Source organism: Paroceanicella profunda (assembly GCF_005887635.2).
GTDB classification, from domain to species: domain Bacteria; phylum Pseudomonadota; class Alphaproteobacteria; order Rhodobacterales; family Rhodobacteraceae; genus Paroceanicella; species Paroceanicella profunda.
In genome coordinates this window covers 142057-157420 of sequence record NZ_CP040819.1, presented here as the reverse complement: position 1 = coordinate 157420, position 15364 = coordinate 142057, and the positions used below count along the sequence as shown (strand labels likewise).

The window sequence follows — 15364 nt, the reverse complement described above, 5'->3', positions numbered from 1 at the left end:
CGTGGAGCCTGCGGCGGGGGGCCTCGCAGACGCGTACGGCCCGGGGTGCACCCGGGCCGTTGTCCTGTCTGAACCTGCGGAGGAAGCCGGGCCGCGCGGGGCCCCCCTGCACCGTCAGAAATCGGTCTTCCAGCCGATGCCGACCTTCGAGCTCTCGGTGCCGACATCGCCCTCCGCCGTCACGCCCTCGAAGATGTCGACCTCGACCTTCACCGATTCCCCGCCCTCGCCGCCGACCTCCTTGGAGGCGCCGACGAACACGCCGTCGGCGACGTTCTTGCCCACGGTCACCTCCGCGCCTTCCGAGGTGGGGTCGACCTGCAGCACATCCACCCCGAGCGCGGAGCGCGCCATGTCGAGCGGGCCTGCGTCCCCCGTGGTCAGGGTGCGGATGCCGATGGCAAGCTGGATGGCCTGCGCCCCGCTGAGCGACTGTTTCGAGGTGCCGAACAGCAGGCGCGGCAGCACCTCGTCATCGGGCAGCGCGGGCGTGGAGTCGAAGCTGATCTCCGGGTCCGAGGCCGGGCCTTTCACCCGCACGCGGCCGGTGATGTCGTTGTCGTCGCGCTCCAGCACCACGTCGAGATCCGGATCGATCTTGCGGCCGCCGTTGAAGCGCACCTCCCCGGTGGCGAGATCGAAGGTCTTGCCCACCAGGTCGAAGCTGCCGCGCACCTTCGACACCGTACCGGTGACCTGCGGAACCGCGGCGGTGCCGCCGATGTTCATGTCCGCCTGCCACTCGCTGTCGAGCCCGCGCCCGCGCACGAAGATGTTGCCGGGCGAGCTCACCCTGATCGCGAGACGCACGGTGCTGCCGGCGGCCGGCTCCTCCTCCGGAACCGCCTCGCCCTTGATGCGCACGTCGCCGAGCGTGACGATGGAGGGCGGCAGCGTGTCGACCAGCCGCACCTCGGCGCGGTCGATGGTCACGTCCCCCTCCACCCGCAGGGCGGAGACCGGGCCGCGCACGGTGATGTCCGAGGAGATCATCGCCGTCACGTCGTCGCGCCGCACCAGCACCGCGCGGTCGGCCTTCACCTCGACGCGCAGGCGCGGCTCTCCCTCGCCGGAGAGGATCCGGGCCCGGCCGGTGACCGCACCCTGGTTGCCGTCCTTCGCCGAGAGGTTCAGCACCAGGTCCTGCGGGCCCTCGATCTTCGAGCGCACCGTGACATCGGTGAGGATCACCCCCAGGGCGAGGTTCTGGTAGCGGCCATGCTCCAGCCCGATGCGGCCCGAAACGGTGGGCGTGTCCGGCGTGCCGCCCAGTTCCAGCGCCACGTTGGCATCGCCCGTCAGCTCATGATCGGCCAGCGGCACGAGGGCCCAGAGCGGCGAGATCTCGCCCCTCCAGTTCACCGAGCCGGAGAGCGCGCCAGTGCCCACGACCTGCGGGATGCCGCCGCTCGCCGCGCGCAGCGGCACCGCGGCCTTCACGCGGATGGGCTCGCCGAAGGCGCCCTCCACCCGCAGCGTGACATCGGCCAGCCGGCCGTTCCAGGTGCCGGTGAACCGGGCGCGGAACGGCTCGGCCTCCGGCGCCACGTCGCGCAGCTTGAGGTTCGCGGCGCGCAGGTCCACGTCCGCCGTCGCGCGGCCGGGCCGGGTGTCGAAGGCCGCATGGCCCGAGAGCTTGCCCGATTGCACCGGCGCCTCGCCGAACGTGTTGGCCAGCGTGAGGTCGAGCGCGTCGATCGTCAGGTCGCCGGAGAAGCCGGCGGCGGAATACCCGGCATCGCCGGAAACCCGCCCGCCCCTGGGGAAGCGCAGGTCCAGCCCCTGCGCGGTCACCGTCCCGCCGAAGACGCGCAGGGTGAGCGGGCCCTGCTGGCTGATCTCCTGCTCGTCGAGCCGGGTTTCCAGCCGGCTCACCCGCGCGCTGATCGTGCTGCCCTGCACCGCGACGGAAGCGGTGACCCCGGCGCTGAACGGCTTGTCGATCAGCGTGCCGGCCGTGTCTGCCGTCACCTCGAGGCCGCTGAGCGGCCCCTTCGCGCGCAGAGTGACTGTGTCCAGTCGCCCGGTCTCCCCGAGGTCCAGCACCGTCACGTCGGCGCTGGCCGTCACCGAGGGCGTCCCCAGCGCGTCGGAGACCTTCGCGTCGAGCCGCACGGTTTCGGTGCCGATGCCCGCCGTGCCCACGCCGCGCCCGGTGAGTTTCGCCGCCACGCCCTGCGTGCCCCCCGCCGCGTCCAGCGTCACGGACCCGTCGAGCGTTCCGGCCAGCGGGGTGCCGGCGAAGCGCCCCAGCGCCGAGAGCGAGCGCGCCGAGACCTTCAGCGCCCCGGTGGACAGGGTGGTGTCGAGGTCGGTCGTCATGTCGCCGGTCACCGAGAGGCCGAGCGCCGAGACGTCGATGCCGCTCAGCGCGAGGTCCTGCCCGGCGAGGCGGAAGGCGGTGGCGATCTTCGCCTCGCCGATCGCGCCCTTGCTGGCGTCGATGCTGAGCGTGCCCTCCGGGCTCTCGCCCAAGGTCACGTCATGGCGGGCGACGATGTCACCGTAGCCGGTGCCGGCATAGGCGAAATCGCGCAGCGCCGCGGTGCCGGACAGGGTCGGCACCGCCCCGGCGAGCGTGAGCGTGCCCTCGGCCTCCACCGCGCCGGTGACGTCCTGGTCATAGGCCGCGGCAATGGGGCCGATCTCGGGCGCGCGCAGCGTGTAGTCGAAGCGGCCGTCGGTGCGCGCGAGGTCCAGCGCGCCGCTCACCGAGGCGGTGAGACGCGGCCCGTCCAGCGCCGCCGTCTCCAGCGTGAGCGCGTCTCCCTCCATCGCGCCGCGCAGGGTGAGCCGGGTGGTGCCCAGCACGTCCGGGCCGATCCGGTCCAGGCGCAGGCGCTCCACCATGCCGTCCGCGGCGAAGGTGAGCTGCGCGCCCTCCTGCGCCACGTCGGCGGTGAGCGCGAAGCGGCCCAGGTCCGCCATCGGCGAGCGCACCTCGGAGACGGTGCCCTCCACATGCGCGGTGGGCGCGCCGGCGGCGACGTCCACCCGGCCCTTCAGGTCGGCGCTGCCGTCGATGTCCTGCCCGTAGGCGCGGGCGAAGGGGCCGAATTCCGGCAGGCGGGCGGTGAAGTTCAGCCCCGCCTCCTGGAAGGAGAGATCGGTTCCGCCGCTGGCCGTCACCTGCATCAGCGGCCCGGCGAGCGAGAGGATGGACAGTTCGAGCTGCTCGCCCTCCTGCGTGCCGGAAGCGGTGAGGTTGATGTCGCCCACCACGTCGGGCTGCAGCTTGTCGAGGCGCACCGCGGTGCCCTTGCCGTCCACGTTGAAGGTGAGCCGCTCGCCGTTGCGCGCCACGTCGAGGTTCAACTCCAGGCTGCCGGCATCGGCCGGCGCCGTCTTCAGCCCGGCGAGGGAGGCAACGCCCTTCGCGGCGAGACTGTCCGGCGTGCCCTGCACCGTGCCGCGGAAGCCGAACCGGTCGAAATCCACGCCATCGGCGAGCTTCGCGAGGCCGGACTGGCCCGCGAGGTCCAGCACCAGGTCCATCGCGCCCGTTTCGCGCGCGAAAGTGCCCTGGGCGTTCAGGTTCAGCTCCGGCGAGGTCAGCGACAGGTCCTGGAAGCGGATGATCCCGCTCTCCTCCGACACCCGGGCGCGGATGTCGGCGGAGGGCGAGAGCAGGTCGCGCACATCCGGCGACATGGCCTCGCCCGGGCGCAGGGCGAAATCGGCGGAAACCGAGAGCGGGGCGACGTAGGAGACGGTGGCGGTGCCGTCGGCGTCGAACACCCGGTCGACGGCGGCGTCGAAGGTCACCTTCCAGTCGTCCTTCGGGCCGTCGGCGAGCAGGGTCACGCTGCTGCGGCTGTCGTCGGGGAAGCCGGCGGCGGCGGCGACGATGCCGCCGGGCGCCTCGTCCGCGTCGAGCTTGATGCGCAGCGTGTCATTCGAGAAATCGCGCAGGTAATCCACCGCGATCTTGCCGGCGACGGCGTCGGTGCGGGTGACGTCGAGCTTCAGCGCCTGCTGGTCGCCCTCGTCCACCGCCGAGCCGAGCGCGTCGAAGGTGATCTCCTGGGGCAGCACGCCCTCGGCGATGTGGATGCGCTCCAGCTTCATCTCGGCGATGCGCAGGGTGATCGGGCTGCGCGGCCAGTCGAAGGGCGAGGCATTGGGGTCCGCCTCGCCTTCCTTGATCTCGGGCGCCTCCTGCCCGGGCGCGGGCGGGCGGATCACGTTCAGGTCCTGCACCAGGATCTGCGGGATCTCCAGCTCGCCGCGCAGCAGCCGCGTGGCGTTCCACTCCAGCGAGACCACGCCGGCGGTGATCCACACCCCCTCGGAATCCGACACTTTCAGGCCCTTCAGCCGGGTGACCCCGCTGTCCGGGCTGTCGACCTCCTCCACCGTCACCTCGAAGGAGCCGGGGGTGGAGACCTGTTCGAGCAGGAACTGCACGAGCCGGCTGCGCACGTTGAAGATGGACGTGTCCGCCTGCGCCGCGGGGGCGGTGAGGGCGAGCACCAGTGCGAAGCCGATCAGGAGAAGTCGTCTCATCAGAAAGCCTGCCCGATGGAGAAGTAGAGCTGGAAATCGTCGTCGCTGTCGCGCGGGTTCAGCGGCACGCCGATATCGAAGCGGATCGGGCCGACGGGCGAGTAGTAGCGCCCGCCCACGCCGGCCGAGACCTGCACGCCGTCATCGAAATCGGGATAGGCCTCGGTGGAGACCGACCCCGCGTCGAGAAAGCCGACCACGCCGAAGTCGCCGTAGACCTGCGCGCGCATCTCCGCGCCCAGCTCCATGGCCGAGAGGCCGCCGACCGGGTCGCCGTTGTCGTCCAGCGGCCCGACCATGTCGGTGCCGTAGCCGCGGATCGAGCCGCCGCCGCCGGCGTAGAGCCGCCGGGTGGGCGGCACGCGGTCGAGATCCTCCGCGAGGATCGTGGCGAGCCGGCCGTGCAGCGCCAGCACGTACTTGCGATGCTCGTCGAGGGGCACGTAGGTGGAGGCGTTGCCGTCCAGGACCAGGAAGGCCGTGCTCTCGTCGTTGTACTCGCCGCCGATCGGGGTGGCGTTGATGCGGAAGCGGATGCCCTCGCGCGGGTCCAGCAGGTCATCGGTGTCATCGTAGCGCACGAAGGCGGGGATACCGCCGAGGAAGGCGTCGGAGTCCTCCCCGTCATCCTGGATCCGGCTGATTTCCAGCAGCCCGCCGGCGCCCACGGTCCAGACATCGGAAAGCTCGCGCTCCACGCCCAGCGTGAGCGTGCCGCCGGTTTCCTCGTAGGCGTCGATGTCCTCGTTGCGCAGCTCCAGCCCGCCGACGAGATTCTGCCCGTCGCGCTTGAACTGCGGCTCCAGATAGGTGAACTCCAGCCGCTGGGTGTCCACCCCGGCCTCCAGCGTCACCGCGCCCTGCTCGTTGCGCCCGAAGAGGTTGCGATGCGCGAGCGATCCCTGCACCAGCACCCCGTCCGTGGTGTCGTAGTAGAGCCCGGCGGAGGCGGTGCGCGGCGGGCGCGCCTCCCCTGTCACGGTGATCGGCAGGGCCCGGCTCTTCGGCGCCTTCTCCGGCGTGTCGGCGCTCACCGCGGTGAACAGGCCGGTGTTGGACAGCTCCTTCTGGTACTCGCGCAGCTTGGCCTGGCTGAAGGTCTCGTCCGGGTCCCAGTTGATGTAGGTGCGCAGGTATTCGTCCTCGACCACGGTGATGTTGTCGAAGGTCACGTCGCCGAAGGTGTAGTGCCGGCCGACCTGGAAGGAGGACTGCACCTCGATCGTGTGCGCGGCCGGGTCGGCCACCGCGTCGCGCCCGAGGAACTTCGCATAGGCAAAGCCCTTGCGCTGCAACAGGCCCACCGCGGCGTCCTCGGCCCCGACGATCCGCGCGGCCACCGCCGGTTCGCCCACCGGCGAGCCGAGCGCCTTCGCGTCCAGCGGCGGCGGGGTGTCGTCCACCTCGATGAGCTGGAAGTCGTGCGCGGCCAGATCGTAGCGCGGGCCGGGGATGACATGCAGCGTCACCGTCACCTCCTCCGCCTCGGGGGGCGACAGCTCGATGCTCGCCGTGCCCTCGTAATAGCCCTGCGACTTCAGCATCTTCACGATGGTCTCGATATCGCCCTCGGCCCGGCGGCGCAGGAAGGCGCGGGACTGGGCCCCGTTCTCCTCCAGCCGGTAGGTCTGCAGCGCCTCCTCGGCGAGGTCGGAAAAATCCTCGCTCGGGGCGCCGTCCAGCACGATCTCGTAGGAGTCGATCTGAGTTTCCGGGGGCGAGGCCTCGGCCAGGGACAGCTCGTCGCTGCATCCGCTCGCCAGGCCCGACAAGGCGCAGAGAAGTAATCCGCGCCCCAGCACGTTTCTGTCCAACCGTTCGTCCTGTTCTTCTGTGGGGTGAGCCTGCCCTGAGTAGCCTATCGGGCCGCTCTTGGCCATTCACACTTCGCCACACCTGCCCATAAATCACAACAGGCAGGGGCCGCGCGGGCGCCGGCTACTCGGTCAGCGCGCCCACCGACCGGGCCAGCGCGAAGGCGCGCTTCTCCAGCAGAACCGGGGTTTCGCAGACATAGGTGAGCGACTGCGCCCGGTCGCGGTAGATCCGGGTGTCCCAGGCGATCTCGTCCTGCAGCTCCTCGATGCGGTCGGCGTCGCGCTCCGCCTCGGGCAGCGCGTCCAGGCGGTAGAGGTCGTCCTGCTTGGCCTCGATGCGCCCGGTCAGCGCCTCCTGCTTGCGGGCATAGCGCGCGATGCCGCCGATGAGCGCGCTGCGCTCGTGGTCGATGAGCTCGAAGGCGCCGGAGAAGGCCAGCAGGAGCTTCTCCCGCCGCGCCGGCCCGCCGTCCTGCACGAAGCCGCTCATCAGCGCCTGCGCCTCCTCCAGGCTGGTGCGGCGCTGCGCCAGGCGATGCGCGAGAGCGGCCACCTCGCGGTCCGCCTTCCAGTCCCCCTCCGGCAGCGGCCCGGCCCACATCTGCCCGATGGAGATATGCCCGACCTTCGGCTGGATGCAGGGCCAGTCCGGGTCCTTGAAATCCGCCGCCGGCGCGGCGCCGGCGCACAGCACCGCCAGAACCGCAGCCACCGCCATGCGCAGCCCCGGCCGGGCTGCTGAAGTCACATTTTCGTGAGCCATGCTGCACTGCGACATTTCGCACATCCTCTGTTCACCCATCCATGTTCCAATATCCGGCATGTCGGATCATGCGGGGCCGAACCTGCCATGCATCCCCGGGCCGCAACGCGCCCGGACGCCTGATCCTGGGGGGAAGGAAGCCAGACTGCCGGGCCCCGGCCCGGAGACACAGCCACCTGTCCACAACCACGATCCAACGGACCACGCCATGATCGAACTCATCTTCGTCGCCTGCCTCCAGTCCTCCCCCAGCGTCTGCGAACAGAAGGCCGTTCAGTACGTCGAACCCATCAGCCCGCTGGCCTGCGCCATGGGCGCCCAGCCGGAACTGGCCAAATGGGTGGAGAGCCACCCGGGTTGGAGCATCTCCCAGTGGAAATGCCAGTCGGTGCGCGATCGCGAAATCCACATCTGAGCCCGCGCGGCCCGGCAGCCGGCGGCGCGGGTTCGCCGCCTGACGGGGGCCTGCCCGGCCCGCTACAGACTGGCCGCGCCACGGCGCGGCCGTCAAAGCCTTTCGGCTAATAAGAGAATCATAAGACACCGGCCCCGAAGGAACGCCCAGGCGGAAGCCTCTGGAATCGCGCATGTTTCGGCCCCGCGCCCTGCGGGTTTCGGTCGCGCGCGCGCCGCCCCTGTACTAAGGTATGAGGATGGAACGGGGTGAAAGGACTGGACGCAGCGCGCTGCCTCCGATGAAACTCACCCCAATCCGTCGCGCCCGGAAAATCCGGGCCGCGATCCATCGATCAGATCGAACGGGGGAGTACCTCAATGAAGACCCGCGCAGCCCTTGCCATCGAGGCCGGGAAGCCTCTGGAAATTACCGAAGTCAATCTCGACGGCCCGCGCGCGGGCGAGGTGATGATCGAAATCAAGGCCACCGGCCTGTGCCATACCGACGAATTCACCCGCTCGGGCTCGGACCCGGAAGGCATCTTCCCCGCCATCCTGGGCCATGAAGGCGCCGGCGTGGTGGTGGAAGTGGGCGCCGGCGTCACCTCGGTGAAACCGGGCGACCACGTGATCCCGCTCTACACCTGCGAATGCCGCGAGTGCGAGTACTGCCTGAACCCCAAGACCAACCTGTGCCAGAAGATCCGCACCACCCAGGGCCAGGGCCTGATGCCGGACGGCACCTCGCGCTTCACCACCCTCGATGGCGACCCGATCTACCACTACATGGGCTGCTCGACCTTCTCCAACTACACCGTGCTGCCGGAAATCGCCGTGGCGAAGATCCGCGAGGACGCGCCCTTCGACAAGGTGTGCTACATCGGCTGCGGCGTGACCACGGGCATCGGCGCGGTCATCTACACCGCGAAGGTGGAGATCGGCAGCCGTGCCATCGTCTTCGGGCTGGGCGGCATCGGGCTGAACGTGATCCAGGGCCTGCGGCTGGCGGGCGCGGACCAGATCGTCGGCGTGGACCTCAACCCCTCCAAGAAGGCGATGGGCGAGCGCTTCGGCATGACCGATTTCGTGAACCCCTCCGAGGTGGAGGGCGATCTCGTCCCCTATCTCATCAACCTCACCAAGGGCGGCGCGGACTACACGTTCGACGCCACCGGCAACACCCGGGTGATGCGCCAGGCGCTGGAATGCGCCCACAAGGGCTGGGGCGAGTCGATCATCATCGGCGTGGCAGCGGCCGGCGCCGAAATCTCCACCCGGCCGTTCCAGCTGGTCACCGGGCGCTCCTGGCGCGGCACCGCCTTCGGCGGCGCGCGGGGCCGGACGGACGTGCCGAAGATCGTGGACTGGTACATGGAGGGCAAGATCGAGATCGACCCGATGATCACCCACCACCTGAAGCTGGACGAGATCAACCACGGCTTCGACCTCATGCATGAGGGCAAGTCGATCCGCGCCGTCGTCGAGTATTGATCGGAAACAGGAAAGCCCCGGGCGAGAGTTTCGCACGGGGCTTTCCGAAGTCTGTTCGAACCGGATCGGGTTTTGTCTTGTCAGGCCACGAAGCTGATGATGGCGCCGACGACAACAACCAGACCGACGAGATAGATGATCGAATGCATTGTTCCTCTCCGTTCTACAACCTGTATTCGGATAGGTAACGTCACGGGATCGTAACTGGTTCCACGCTCCCTGAAAGGAATGTGATGGAGATCAAATCGGAGAACGCGAGCTTCGGCGGCGTGCAGGGCGTATATACCCATGCCGCGACCTCGACCGATTGCGAGATGACCTTCGCCGTCTATCTGCCCCCGCAGGCCAGCAAGGGGCCGGTGCCCTGCCTGTGGTATCTCTCCGGGCTCACCTGCACGCATGAGAACGCGATGACCAAGGCCGGGCTGCAGGAACATGCCGCGCGCCGCGGCCTCGCCCTCGTCTTCCCCGACACCAGCCCGCGCGGCGACGGCGTGGCGGATGACGACGCCTATGACCTGGGCAAGGGCGCGGGCTTCTACGTGAACGCCACCGAGGCGCCCTGGGCCGCCCATTACCGCATGTACGACTACGTGCTGACCGAGCTGCGCGCCCTGGTGCAGGCCGAATTCCCGGTGCTGCCGGACAGGCACGGCATCACCGGCCACTCCATGGGCGGCCACGGCGCCATCACGCTGGCGCTGCGCAATCCGGGCGCCTACCGCTCGCTCTCGGCCTTCGCGCCGATCGCGAACCCCACCGGCTCGGACTGGGGCCGCAAGCAGCTCACCGCCTATCTGGGCGCGGACGAAAGCGCCTGGAGCGGGCATGATTCCACGCTGCTGGTGGGCGCCGGCGGCTGGAAGGGCGGCATGCTGATCGACCAGGGCGCCTCGGACCAGTTCCTCGACCTGCTGAAGCCGGAGGCCCTGTCGGCCGCGCTGGCCCGAAGCCGCACTCCATCCGTGTTCCGCATGCAGCCGGGATACGACCACAGCTACTTTTTCGTCCAGAGTTTTGCCGGTGATCATGTCGACTGGCATGCCGACCGCCTGAAGTGACCGCCTGGAAGAAGCCAGAAAGGGAAAGCCAGATGAATCGCCTGATCCTCACAGCCACGCTCCTTGCCCTCGCCAGCCCGGCGCTCGCCGACGGCGACCCCGAGAAGGGAGAGAAGGTGTTCCGCAAGTGCCAGGCCTGCCACGCGGTCGGCGAGGGCGCGTCCAACAAGGTGGGTCCGGAGCTCAACGGCATCGTCGGGCGCCCCGCCGGCTCGATCGGGGATTTCAAGTATTCCTCCGGCATGCAGGAGGCGGCCGCGGGCGGGCTGGTCTGGACGCCCGAGCACATCGCGGAATTCCTCACCAAGCCGAAGGATTTCGTGAAGGGCACCAAGATGACCTTCGCCGGCCTGCGCAAGGACGACGAGCGCGAGGACGTGATCGCCTATCTCTCGACCTTCAAGTAAGGCTCCCGCCCGGTCCTGCCCGGGCAACGAGGCCCCCGCCCGGTTCCGGCCGGGCGGATAAGCTGCCACCCGGCCCCGGACGGGCAGTAGAACCACAGCAGGCTCCCGGACGGGCGGATCGACCACCGCCCGGCCGTGACCGGGCTGATGAACGGCCTGCCAGGCGGGCGGGCACCGCGCCGGCCGAAGGCGGGGAAGGATGGGCGCAGCGCGGGCCCCGGGCCCGCGGCCGGACACCGTCTTCCAGCCCGCGTCGGCCCCTGGTCTCCACCGGACATGTGTCCGGGGCGCAGGGCCCACGCCGCCGCCTTGCCCGGGCCCTTGCTCCCCCCGAATTCCGTTCAGGACGACCCGCCCTCGCAGGGCGCGCGGGAGGCCGCAGGGCGGCTCCGGCGCCGCCTTTCCGCCCTCCCGGCCGGGGCGCGCGCGGCGGGTACTACTTTAGCCCAACAAGACCCTGCACACCGTTGACGCAGACCGGCCGCCGCCGCTCTTATGAAGTCCTTAGGAACGGTCTCGCGGCCGACCTGAACCCGGGGCGCGCGGGTCGCCTCGAATAATACGCGGAGGGGAGCCCGGCTCCGATATCCGCGGCCACAAAGGGAGAAAACGATGCGTAACACGCTCATGGCTACTGCCGCGTTGCTGCTCGCCGGCGGCTTCGCGGCTCAGGCCAACGACAAGGTTCTCGAAATGACGCAGGACCCCGACCAGTGGGTCCTCCAGACCGGCGACTACGCCAACCAGCGCTATTCGAAGCTCGACCAGATCAACAAGGACAACGTCGGGGACCTGCAGGTCGCATGGACCTTCTCGACCGGCGTGCTGCGCGGGCATGAGGGCTCACCGCTCGTGGTGGGTGACACGATGTACGTGCACACGCCCTTCCCGAACGTGGTCTACGCCCTCGACCTCGCCAATGACGGCGCGATCAAGTGGCGCTACGAGCCCAAGCAGGACACCGACGTCATCCCGGTGATGTGCTGCGACACGGTCAACCGCGGCCTCGCCTATGCCAACGACATGGTCTTCCTCCACCAGGCCGATACCACCGTGGTGGCGCTGGACGCGAAGACCGGCGAGGTGAAATGGTCCGCGGTGAACGGCGACCCCACCAAGGGCGAGACCAACACCGCCACTGTGCTGCCGGTGAAGGACAAGATCATCGTCGGCATCTCCGGCGGCGAATTCGGTGTGCAGGGCCATGTGACGGCCTATGACATGAACACCGGCGAGAAGCTCTGGCGCGCCTATTCGGTGGGCCCGGACGACCAGCTGATGTTCGACGAGAACACCACCTCGCTGGGCAAGCCGGTGGGCGCGGACAGCTCGATCAACACCTGGGAAGGCGACCAGTGGAAGATCGGCGGCGGCACCACCTGGGGCTGGTATTCCTATGATCCGGAAACCAACCTCTTCTATTACGGCTCCGGCAACCCCTCCACCTGGAACCCCACCCAGCGCCCGGGCGACAACAAGTGGTCGATGACCATCTTCGCGCGCGACGCGGACACGGGCGTGGCCAAGTGGGTCTACCAGATGACGCCGCATGACGAATGGGACTATGACGGCGTCAACGAGATGATCCTCTCCGACCAGGAGATCGACGGCGAGATGCGCAAGGTGCTGGTGCACTTCGACCGCAACGGCTTCGGCTACACGCTGGACCGGGTGACGGGCGAACTGCTGGTGGCCAAGAAGTACGACCCGGCGGTGAACTGGGCGACCGAAGTGGTGATGGACAAGGACTCCGACCAGTACGGGCGTCCGCAGGTCGTCGCCGAATACTCCACCGAACAGAACGGCGAGGACGAGAACTCCACCGGCATCTGCCCGGCGGCCCTCGGCTCCAAGGACCAGCAGCCGGCGGCGTTCAGCCCCAAGACCGGCCTGCACTATGTGCCCACCAACCATGTGTGCATGGACTACGAGCCCTTCCGGGTGAGCTACACCGCCGGCCAGCCCTACGTGGGCGCCACGCTGGCCATGTACCCCGCTCCGGACAGCCACGGCGGCATGGGCAACTTCATCGCCTGGGACGCGACCAAGGGCGAGATCAAGTGGTCCCTGCCGGAGCGCTTCTCGGTGTGGTCCGGCGCGCTGGCCACCGCGGGTGACGTGGTGTTCTACGGCACGCTGGAAGGCTACCTGAAGGCGGTCGATGCCGAGACGGGTGACGAGCTCTACAAGTTCAAGACCCCCTCGGGCATCATCGGCAACGTGATGACCTACAGCCTGGAGGGCAAGCAGTACGTGGCCATCCTCTCCGGCGTGGGCGGCTGGGCCGGCATCGGCCTCGCGGCCGGTCTCACCAACCCCAATGACGGATTGGGCGCCGTGGGCGGCTATGCCTCGCTGAACAACTACACCGCGCTTGGCGGGCAGCTCACGGTCTTCGCGCTGCCGAACTGATCCTCCCCTGCCGAAAGGCACATACGACCAATGTCGGGGGCCGGGCTTCTTTGAAGCCCGGCCCCTTGGCTTTATATTTTCTTTCAGGGTGTTGACCCCAATCAACCACAAGATTCGCCGCCGAAGAGCGGCCAAAGGGAGAGACGAATGCCATCCATCCGATCATGGAGCCTGATCGCGCTCTGCGCGGTTCTCGGCGCCGCAGGCACGGCTTCGGCCCAGGACTCCGACAATGTCACCGCCGAGTACGAGGAAGGCGGCAAGTGGTTCACCGCCGATGACATTCCCACCTTCAAGGTGTCCGAGGATGGCACCGTGGACTGGTACACCTTCTCCGGCTTCCGCCGCTACCACGCGGAGTGCCACGTGTGCCACGGCCCGGATGGCGAGGGTTCCACCTATGCCCCGGCGCTGAAGAAATCGGCGCTGAACCTCGACTATTATGATTTCATCGACGTGGTCACCAACGGCAAGAAGGAGGTGAACTCCTCGCAGAACCAGGTGATGCCCTCCTTCGGCACCAACAAGAACGTGATGTGCTACATCGACGACATCTACATCTACCTCAAGGCCCGCGGCACCGATGCCATTCCGCGCGGCCGCCCGGCGAAGAAGGAATCGAAATCGGATGCCTTCACCGAGAACGAAGATGCCTGCATGGGGGGCTGAGCGCGGGGCCTGTACCCGCGCGGGGGGCGCCGTGCTGGCGGCGCTCCTCTGTCTGGCCGCCGGTTCCGCGGCGGGGCAGACCTCCGACCTCACCTCGCAGACCGCCTTCCGCGTCTGCGCGGACCCGGCGGCCTACCCGTTTTCCGACAAGAAGGGCACCGGCTATGAGAACCGCATCGCCAGCCTGTTCGCCGAAAAGCTCGGCCTGCCGCTGGAGTATTACTGGTTCCCGATGGCGACGGGCTTCATTCGCAAGACCCTGGGGGAGGACCGCTGCGACGTGGTGATCGGCTATGCCCAGGGCCATGAGCTGGTGCTCAACACCAACCACTACCTCACCTCCGCCTACGCGCTCATCACCCGGGCGGACAGCCCGCTCTCCGCGGTCGACACCCTGTCCGATCCGAAGCTGAAGGCGGCCCGGATCGGGGTGGTCGCCGGCACGCCGCCGGCCTCGCATCTCGCGCGCAACGGGCTGATGGGGCAGGTGGAGGGCTACCAGCTCATGGTCGACAGCCGCTACGAGTCGCCCTCCGCGAAGATGATCGCGGATCTCTCCTCCGGGCAGATCGACGTGGCCGTGCTCTGGGGCCCGATCGGCGGTGCGCTGGCGCGGGATGCCGGCGTGGCGCTCACCGTCACGCCGCTGGTCAAGGAAACCCTGCCGCCGCGGCTGTTCTACCGCATCACCATGGGTGTCCGGCAGGGCGAGCTGGTGTGGAAGCGCAAGCTCAACAGCCTCATCCGGCGCAACCAGGCCGAGATCGACGCCATTCTGGCGGACTACGGCGTGCCGATGCTCAATGACCAGGGCACGGCGCTGAAGGCCATCCCCTGATGCCCCGCGGCCGGGACCTGCCCCCCCGTCCGCCGCAGCCCGCGGAGGGCCCCCTTCCGCCATCCGCCCCGGCCGCTGGCAGCGCCGCTGGGGCGGGCCTCGCCTGCAAGGCTGCTCAGGCTCCGAAAGATCCGGAGCGCAGGCCCGGTGCCGGGCGGCGTTCCGGTGCCCGGCGGCACCGCCGCGCGCCGCAAGGGCTGGCGGCGGGCTTGGCCCTGTTGCTGATGGCGCTGAGCGTCGCAGCGCCCCAACCCGGGCTGGCGGCCCCGGCAACGGCCTCCCAGGCCGGGGCGGTGCCCGAGCCCGACAGCTATCGGACGGAGAACTATCGCGCGCCGGTGCCCGCGACGCTCGCCGGCGCCACAGTGATCGACACCGGGGAGGCGCACCGGCTGTGGCAGGCCGGGGTGCCCTTCGTCGACACCCTGCCGCATGCGTTCCGGCCGGCCAACCTGCCGGAGGGCACGGTCTGGCGCGACACGCCGCATGACACGATCCGCGGCGCCGTCTGGCTGGCCAACACCGGCTACGGCGCGCTGGACCCGGACACGGAGAGCTGGTTCGCCGACATGCTCGCCCGGCTGTCGGGCGGCCGGACGGACCGGACCATGGTGCTCTTCTGCAAGGCGGAGTGCTGGATGTCCTGGAACGCCGCGCGCCGGGCGGTTTCCCTGGGCTACAGTTCGATCCACTGGTACCCCGAAGGCGTGGACGGCTGGAGCGCCGCGAACTACCCGATGGACCGCGCCATGCCGCTGCGCGGCGCGCCCTGAGCCGGCGCGGCGCGATCGGGCGTCCGATCACGTCGGCATCCACGGTGACGATCCGGCGGCCGCCATGCCCGGCGGTGTGGAGCACCGCGCCGGAACGGTCGATCAGCCCACCGATACAGGCCCGCGCCGCCGTTCATTGTCCACCAGAACCTGTTGCGTGGCACGCCCTGAGCCGATGTCGGTCCGGCCCGGGGCAGCGTCGGCAACCATCGTGCCAATGCTGCCGGCACC

General features: G+C 69.2%; 11 protein-coding genes. 8 read left to right on the top strand and 3 right to left on the bottom strand.

Annotated elements, in window-relative coordinates; translation table 11 throughout:
* Window positions 1–114 precede the first annotated feature (114 nt).
* The 3 genes from FDP22_RS18740 to FDP22_RS18730 all read right to left on the bottom strand — a co-directional run bounded on the left by FDP22_RS18740 (window position 115) and on the right by FDP22_RS18730 (window position 7086).
* The gene (locus FDP22_RS18740) at window positions 115–4506 is read right to left on the bottom strand and encodes a translocation/assembly module TamB domain-containing protein (protein WP_138573752.1); all 4392 of its coding nucleotides are present in this window, start codon (window positions 4504–4506) and stop codon (window positions 115–117) included.
* A complete protein-coding gene (locus FDP22_RS18735; protein ID WP_143972283.1) occupies window positions 4506–6278 on the bottom strand; it encodes an autotransporter assembly complex protein TamA in 1773 nt (590 codons plus the stop codon). Before FDP22_RS18735 ends, FDP22_RS18740 begins: the two co-directional genes overlap by 1 nt.
* 166 nt (window positions 6279–6444) lie before the next feature.
* On the bottom strand, window positions 6445–7086 hold the full coding sequence (locus FDP22_RS18730) for a hypothetical protein (RefSeq protein ID WP_239031985.1): 642 nt from the start codon (window positions 7084–7086) through the stop codon (window positions 6445–6447).
* Between the two features lie 208 nt (window positions 7087–7294).
* On the opposite strand from FDP22_RS18730, the gene FDP22_RS18725 reads away from it, so the two are divergent.
* The 8 genes from FDP22_RS18725 to FDP22_RS18690 all read left to right on the top strand — a co-directional run bounded on the left by FDP22_RS18725 (window position 7295) and on the right by FDP22_RS18690 (window position 15133).
* Window positions 7295–7501, top strand: coding sequence for a hypothetical protein (locus tag FDP22_RS18725; protein ID WP_138573756.1), 207 nt, complete (start codon window positions 7295–7297; stop codon window positions 7499–7501).
* 359 nt (window positions 7502–7860) lie between these two features.
* Window positions 7861–8973 carry an S-(hydroxymethyl)glutathione dehydrogenase/class III alcohol dehydrogenase gene (locus FDP22_RS18720; RefSeq protein ID WP_138573758.1) on the top strand — a complete coding sequence of 371 codons (1113 nt, stop codon included), beginning with the start codon at window positions 7861–7863 and terminating at the stop codon, window positions 8971–8973.
* Window positions 8974–9206: 233 nt separating this feature from the next.
* Window positions 9207–10034, top strand: coding sequence for an S-formylglutathione hydrolase (gene fghA, locus FDP22_RS18715; RefSeq protein ID WP_138573760.1), 828 nt, complete (start codon window positions 9207–9209; stop codon window positions 10032–10034).
* A gap of 32 nt (window positions 10035–10066) precedes the next feature.
* On the top strand, window positions 10067–10441 hold the full coding sequence (locus FDP22_RS18710; protein ID WP_138573762.1) for a c-type cytochrome: 375 nt from the start codon (window positions 10067–10069) through the stop codon (window positions 10439–10441).
* 612 nt (window positions 10442–11053) lie between these two features.
* Entirely contained in the window at window positions 11054–12853 is a 1800-nt protein-coding gene (locus FDP22_RS18705; protein ID WP_138573764.1) for a methanol/ethanol family PQQ-dependent dehydrogenase, read from the top strand.
* 147 nt (window positions 12854–13000) lie between these two features.
* Entirely contained in the window at window positions 13001–13522 is a 522-nt protein-coding gene (locus FDP22_RS18700; RefSeq protein ID WP_138573766.1) for a c-type cytochrome, methanol metabolism-related, read from the top strand.
* Window positions 13503–14360, top strand: coding sequence for a substrate-binding domain-containing protein (locus FDP22_RS18695; protein WP_138573768.1), 858 nt, complete (start codon window positions 13503–13505; stop codon window positions 14358–14360). The genes FDP22_RS18700 and FDP22_RS18695 overlap by 20 nt, the downstream gene beginning before the upstream one ends.
* A gap of 218 nt (window positions 14361–14578) precedes the next feature.
* The gene (locus FDP22_RS18690; protein WP_430226018.1) at window positions 14579–15133 is read left to right on the top strand and encodes a PQQ-dependent catabolism-associated CXXCW motif protein; all 555 of its coding nucleotides are present in this window, start codon (window positions 14579–14581) and stop codon (window positions 15131–15133) included.
* The last annotated feature ends 231 nt before the right edge of the window (window positions 15134–15364 follow it).

What these genes read in the sequence shown, in the direction of transcription:
- FDP22_RS18740 (WP_138573752.1), bottom strand. Translation starts at nt 4,506, where the DNA reads ATGAGACGACTTCTCCTGATCGGCTTCGCACTGGTGCTCGCCCTCACC.
- FDP22_RS18730 (WP_239031985.1), bottom strand. Translation starts at nt 7,086, where the DNA reads ATGGCTCACGAAAATGTGACTTCAGCAGCCCGGCCGGGGCTGCGCATG.
- FDP22_RS18725 (WP_138573756.1), top strand. Translation starts at nt 7,295, where the DNA reads ATGATCGAACTCATCTTCGTCGCCTGCCTCCAGTCCTCCCCCAGCGTC.
- FDP22_RS18720 (WP_138573758.1), top strand. Translation starts at nt 7,861, where the DNA reads ATGAAGACCCGCGCAGCCCTTGCCATCGAGGCCGGGAAGCCTCTGGAA.
- fghA (WP_138573760.1), top strand. Translation starts at nt 9,207, where the DNA reads ATGGAGATCAAATCGGAGAACGCGAGCTTCGGCGGCGTGCAGGGCGTA.
- FDP22_RS18710 (WP_138573762.1), top strand. Translation starts at nt 10,067, where the DNA reads ATGAATCGCCTGATCCTCACAGCCACGCTCCTTGCCCTCGCCAGCCCG.
- FDP22_RS18705 (WP_138573764.1), top strand. Translation starts at nt 11,054, where the DNA reads ATGCGTAACACGCTCATGGCTACTGCCGCGTTGCTGCTCGCCGGCGGC.
- FDP22_RS18700 (WP_138573766.1), top strand. Translation starts at nt 13,001, where the DNA reads ATGCCATCCATCCGATCATGGAGCCTGATCGCGCTCTGCGCGGTTCTC.
- FDP22_RS18695 (WP_138573768.1), top strand. Translation starts at nt 13,503, where the DNA reads ATGCCTGCATGGGGGGCTGAGCGCGGGGCCTGTACCCGCGCGGGGGGC.